At 42.0% G+C, this 6,330-nt stretch carries 3 protein-coding genes; 1 reads left to right on the top strand and 2 read right to left on the bottom strand.

Features of this window, described 5'->3' with window-relative positions; translation table 11 throughout:
• Positions 1-544: 544 nt before the first annotated feature.
• Positions 545-706: a LytTR family transcriptional regulator DNA-binding domain-containing protein gene (locus LAQ65_RS18360; protein WP_224118465.1), complete on the bottom strand. Its 162-nt coding sequence runs from the start codon at positions 704-706 to the stop codon at positions 545-547.
• A gap of 587 nt (positions 707-1,293) precedes the next feature.
• Positions 1,294-3,012, bottom strand: coding sequence for a tetratricopeptide repeat protein (locus LAQ65_RS18355; RefSeq protein ID WP_224118464.1), 1,719 nt, complete (start codon positions 3,010-3,012; stop codon positions 1,294-1,296).
• A gap of 838 nt (positions 3,013-3,850) precedes the next feature.
• Between LAQ65_RS18355 and LAQ65_RS18350 the strand changes: the two genes are divergently transcribed.
• A complete protein-coding gene (locus LAQ65_RS18350; RefSeq protein WP_224118463.1) occupies positions 3,851-6,280 on the top strand; it encodes an ABC transporter permease in 2,430 nt (809 codons plus the stop codon).
• Positions 6,281-6,330 lie beyond the last annotated feature (50 nt).

Genomic DNA, 6,330 nt, shown 5'->3' with positions numbered 1-6,330 from the left:
GCTGTACTGATTGATAATTATTGCATCTTTAGAACATAGATCGGCTGTGTCGGAATAATTATCAATCTGCACAGCGCATTGAAAAATAGAACTTTGAAAAATTGACACAGTTTATTTTACACTCCCGGTGGGTGTAAATTTTTCGGCCTTAATCAGGCCTTATTTTGGCTTTAATTAGGCTTCCCGGCTGCACCAAATAGGCTCGCTCCGGGCTTCCGGCAGGCTTCAAACAGGCTTATGGAAGGCAAATGGAGGGCTTATTGAAGGCTTCCTGCAGGCTTCAGGCCAATACAAATTAAGGAATGTGGCGAGCCACTCATGTTGCGGGTGATCAGGTTATCAGGCCTTAGTCATTTTGTCAGATTTTAAGTTTCACAAAAATTGGATGTACTGTTATTTACGGATTACGGGAATGCATTTTTGGGAATCTTCACATGGTCTTCATGTGGTCCTTAAGTGGTCCTTAAAAACACTCACCAAACTCCCGCAATTTGCCAGGAAAACAGCCAGGCCATTAGCCGTCAATCTGGCATAACCGGAATCATTAAGCGCTGGTTACCGGGGCCGCTCCTCCCGGTAAGCCGAGCGGGCAGGCGCTTAGGGTATGAGCCGGAAGTTCAAAATCGCACAGGTAAACAATACCCTCCATATAAAAAGTGATAGGCTGAATAGCCACCAGGCAGGACCGGTGAATGCGTACAAACATGTGGGGTGGATGCACTCGACAAACATGATATCGGCGAAACGGACGCGGGTGACATGTTTTTCAGCTTTGAAGAAAATGTGTTCCTGGATTATAGTTTCTGCTCCAACTGCACAAAAAGTTGATTCAACGGTATCAACCGTTGATCAACCGGTAGGGGCTGGCAGGTAAAAAGGACAGGGGGATAAAAAAAGGAAGGAAAAATGAGTGGCAAATCGCTCCCGAAATTGACGTTTTGGGGGCTTTCAGTATAAGTTCCCGTTGCGTTCAGGTTCCGATTTTACAAAAGCCGTTTTTCTCTTTGATATAATTCTGTTGGGGCTTTAAATATTTTGTTTATTCCAGAATCAAAAATCGGACTTAAACTAAGCGGGATACTAATCCAAGTCCGCTGTTTTCACCTGTAATAAGAATGATTTTCCCTTGCTGTGAAGGAATATTGCCTGCTGTCCAATTTGTTGATGGCACTTTTTAAAATTTAATTTTCATTGATGACACAAAGGTCAGTCAACTGATACAGGCTGGTGTAGTCAAATCCCTGAATGATGTATCCAAATCAAGGTTCTTGTTTTTTGGTTTTCACCGTATCGCTAATCAATAATATCCGATGATGATGCAATTTTTATATCTGCATATTTCCATGCTTCATCAAAAGTGGCTTTGCAGGTTTGCGCATCTGTATCTTTTTTCTGTAACACCAACGAATTGTACAATCCAATTAAAGCCCATCCGTTTTTCTTCCATGTTTGCAGGTCTTTTTGATACACTATTTCTGCCTCATTATATTTTCCCGCTTTAAGCAAAACGGCTCCCAAATGATGCCTTACAGAAAAAAACCAGTCGGGTGGTTCATTATAATTAAGATTGTCTTCTATAGCAACAGCCTGGTTAAACAACGAAATTGATTGTTCATAGTCATTTTGCTTTGTTGCGATGCATGCTGCCAGTACTTTTGAAGCAATTTGCGCAAGATCGGCAGTAGTATTAATACCCCAGACTGTCAGCTGTTGTAGCGTGGAGTCAGCAGCCAAACCAGTGAGGCTGTTCAATTCTTCACGGGCATTCGATACATCATCTTTTCCCAGGTAAGCCATCCCTTTAGCGTAGTGCCATATTGCATTCGGGTAGACCAGGTCTTTTGGAGGTGGCGAAAGCGAAAGCAGGGTATCCCACATAGACAATTTTGCTGCCACATAATATGGTATCGTGTAGTAATGCTGCAATGTACCCCATTCGGGCAGGTGCATAATATCCTTTGCAGTATGTTTTTGTAATTTTTTAGCTGCCATCCATGCCAGTGATGAATTGCCTTCCAATGTAGCCGTGGCTGCTAAAAAATGATAATTATGCGGATAATAGCTTAATGGATACATGCCCTGCGCATGACAGGCAGTAGTATAAATGCTATCTGCTTCCACGGCCCTAAGGTTAGAAAGTGAACCAAGATGATAGTCCCCGGTGTTAATGTAAATGTGAGAAGGCATGTGAACCAGGTGCCCTGACCCGGGAACTAATGTGTATAGCAATTTTGCACTCTCCAATGCTTTTTCAGGAGTGGCAGAAGTTTCCAGCGCATGAATATAAAAGTGATGTGCTCCAGGATGTTTGGGATTAACTTTCATAAGGTGTTCCAATACCGTAACCAATTCCGGTGTCCACGCCCGCGGTTTTTTTGTTTGCTTGTCATATAAATCCCATGGATGTAAGTCCATCAATGCTTCGGCGTAAAGCGCCCCAATGTCGGGATCTGAAGAATACTGGCCATACACTTTTTTCATAGCTGATGCATACGCTATATCCAGTGAACTGCGGTCTACCGGAGGGTTTGCAGCGTATCGGTACCCCAATGCTTCGATGAGCGCTTTCTCTTTTGGTGTGCAATTCTTAGAAAGTGATTGCGCCTTAATGGTAGCATCATAGGCCCGTTGGAAATTATCTTTTTCCATACCCCCATTATAGTTTGGCCCTAATACATACGCATAGCCCCAATAAGCCATCGCACAGGTGGAATCCAGCCTGGTAGCTTCATAAAATGACCTTGCGGCTTCAGCATGATTGAAACCATAAGCCAGCATCATTCCCTGGTTAAAATATTCCTGTGCTTCCTGGTTAGAAGTTGAAACCTGGAAAGCAATACCTTCCAATCCATTGAATTTCGGCGCTTTTTTGCCTGAGGAGTACCAATCCTTGTCAGTAGTTTTTGTGGTATAGCAGCCAATAACCTGGCTGTCTTTTTCTTTTGCTTCCTTTTTGTTATTACATGCAAGGAAAAGAATAACCATGAAGGAGGTTAATAAAACTCTGGCCATATAAAAACTATTTGATTTATCTACATACATTATCCGCGGGCTTTCCCTTTCAGGATTGTCGTTGAAAATTAATGTTGTCAATCATCCGGCAACGAATAGCCGCGTAGATTCGCTACAGTGGTCACACCTAAACGAAAACTCCATTAAAATAATAAAATTTCCAAATCCGACATACCGGGAAAATCCCCGTATCTGCAGTTTCCATAGGCCAACAAGGCAATGCCCTACCCGATCTTCCAGCCCGTTTGGTGTTAAAAGGTGTTTTGTTTTTCGAACAGCGGATCCGTCCCAACCGCATAGCACTAATGCCTATCCTATACCAGTTTTCCAGAATTGATTTCGGCATATAAAAAAAGCCAATGACAAACTGGTCAATGCCATCCGCCTGAAATGGAATGACGCCACACCGGCTGATGAGTCCAAAATGTATGGGGAAAATTGGAAGAATGCCTTTGTACGCTGGGTCATGATCGCACACCAGATCCACCACCGCGCAAAGGCATAAACCGTTCAGCCGCGACCGGTCGGGGTATCCCCCGTTCCAATATTTCATATTCCGGTTATTGTCCGGGCCGGATAAAGAACATGATAAATACTGCAGCCAATTGTCCCGGGAAACTATTTACGGGAGAAACTTGTCGCGGCTTGGACTAACTTATTTTATCCAGGCTACATGACAAATGCCTGGTCAGATAGTTTACAGTGTACCAAAACCGGACACTACTGTACCGAAAACGAACACCTTGCCTGGGTGCTAATATAACCAAATGACTGATTAGCAGAAATGTAAATTGATGGCCTGTTAATAGCTCTTATTTAACCCTAAACCTACCTAAGTATGTTTAAATATTATTTCAAAACCGCCTGGCGAAATTTGATGAAGAATAAAATGTTTTCATTCATCAATATTGCAGGGCTCGCCATTGGCATGGCAGCCTGTCTTTTGATTTTGGAATATGTACACTTTGAATTGAGCTACGATCAATTCAATAAAAATGCAGATGATATCTATCGGGTGGTGAACGACCGTTATCAGAATGGCAAACAGGTTAAACATACTACCATGACCTATTCGGCAATCAGTAAAGCGATGGCCCATGATTATCCCGAACTGATCAATTTTACCCCGATGCAGAGAGGAGGGCAGCGGATTATTTCTTACAACACAAAAAGGATTGGGGGACAAAATTTACTCTGGGTTGAAAATTCCTTCCTCGCAATGTTTAGCTATCCTCTGCTTGCCGGAAACGCTGCAACCGCGTTAATAGAACCCGGCACAACAGTTATTTCTGAAACCCTTGCTAAAAAGATATTTGGTGCTAATAATCATCTTGAATCCTTAATCGGCAAAGTGATCAGCGACGAAGGTCGCCGTCCTATTAAAATAACCGGAATTTTTCGGGACGTTCCTGAAAATTCGCATCTGCAATTCGACATGCTCTTATCCTATAGCTCATTAGATTGGATAACGGCTGAAAATGAATTGACGTATCCAGGAATGTACCATTACATACAATTAAAGCCGGGTACAAATTATAAAGTATTTGAAACAAAGCTTTCAGCCTTCAGCCAGAAATATTTCCAGGGAAACAAAATCTCCGGCAGTGTTGAAAAATTTTACCTGCAGCCACTTTCAAAAGCACATCTTTATTCCGATTTCGAAGATGAGATTGGTAAAACGGGAAGTGCAGTTGCAGTCTGGGGCTTACTCATCATTGCCGTGCTGATCATTGTCATTGCATGGATAAACTATATTAACCTTGCCACTGCAAAAGCATTGGAACGGGCAAAAGAAGTCGGCATCAGGAAAGTTACAGGAGCAACCCGGCAACAATTGATCGGGCAGTTTCTCACCGAATCTTTTATCATCAATATTGTGGCATTACTCATTGCTTTGCTTCTTGTAAATCTTGCCCAGGACGGATTTAACAGATTGGTTCAACACCAGCTTTCATTATTTTATTTGTTTGAAAAGGGACTAAATGGTTACAGCAGTATTTTTACATTGATCGCATTCATTGTGGTTGGCATTTTCGTCTCTGGTTTCTATCCCTCTGTTGTGCTTTCTTCTTTTAAGCCGATCATGGTATTAAAGGGAAAATTTACAAGATCTAACAGGGGAATTTTATTACGCAAGGTTCTTGTCATTGGGCAATTTGCGGTGACTATTGCGCTGATCATTGGTTCCTTTGTGGTGTTCCGGCAAATAAAATTTATAAATGAGCAGAACCTGGGAATGAACATTTCGCAAATGCTCATTGTAAAGGGACCCGCACTCACACAATGGGATACCACATTTTTGAGAAAGGAAAACAGTTTTACCAATGAATTAATGCAAATACCGGGCGTTTTAGGCGCATCATATTCTCAGAGTTTGCCTGGGGAGGAACTATGGACAGATTCCGACGTAAAAAGAACAGATGATCCTGCTGAACCGCATTTCACCGTTCATCATAATGGCGTTGGCCCTGGTTTCGTTGATCTCTACCAAATGAGATTAGTTGCAGGAAGAGAATTTATTGCAACAGATTACGGGGATAAGCCGCATAATATTATCATCAATAATGCAGCCCTGAAATTGTTTGGTTTTAAATCAGCAAATGACGCGATGGGAAAGCAAATTAATGACGAAGGAAACAAATACGATGTTATCGGCGTAGTGGCGAATTTTCATCAAAGATCCCTCCACTATCCCATTGAGCCAACCATGTTTAAACCTACCTACAGTATGTTTCACCGTTTTTCTGTAAAAGTTGACCCACGGGATCTTTCCTCTAAAATTACCGCAATTAAGAAGAAATATGACTCATTTTTCCCAGGTAATTTATTCGACTACTATTTCCTGGATGAAAAATTTAATGAACAATACGGCAACGATAGGCTTTTTGGAATAGTGTTCTCGATTTTTTCCGGCTTTGCTATTTTCATCGCCTGTTTGGGTTTGTTTGGGTTGTCACTTTTGACCATCTTGCAACGCACAAAGGAAATCGGCATACGCAAAGTTCTTGGCGCGTCAGTATCAACTATTGTAATGCTGATATCAAAAGATTTTATCAAACTGGTCATCATTGCTTTCGCAATTGCATGGCCTGTGGCATGGTTTGTAATGAACAAGTGGCTGCAGAATTTTGCCTTTCGTATCCAGATTAGTTGGTGGATATTTTTTGCTGCAGGATCACTTGCAGTAATTATTGCTTTAGCAACGATCAGTTTCCAATCCATAACCGCCGCCGTTGCAAACCCTGTGAAGTCATTGCAAACGGAATGACTAAATGATCACCTTTAAATAAGAAACTGCCACCAACAGTTGTATCGCGA

Source organism: Flavihumibacter profundi (assembly GCF_020076305.1).
GTDB lineage: Bacteria > Bacteroidota > Bacteroidia > Chitinophagales > Chitinophagaceae > Flavihumibacter > Flavihumibacter profundi.
This window is presented reverse-complemented; position numbering and strand designations above follow the sequence as displayed.

What these genes read in the sequence shown, in the direction of transcription:
- LAQ65_RS18360 (WP_224118465.1), bottom strand. Translation starts at nt 706, where the DNA reads ATGTTTGTACGCATTCACCGGTCCTGCCTGGTGGCTATTCAGCCTATC.
- LAQ65_RS18355 (WP_224118464.1), bottom strand. Translation starts at nt 3,012, where the DNA reads ATGGCCAGAGTTTTATTAACCTCCTTCATGGTTATTCTTTTCCTTGCA.
- LAQ65_RS18350 (WP_224118463.1), top strand. Translation starts at nt 3,851, where the DNA reads ATGTTTAAATATTATTTCAAAACCGCCTGGCGAAATTTGATGAAGAAT.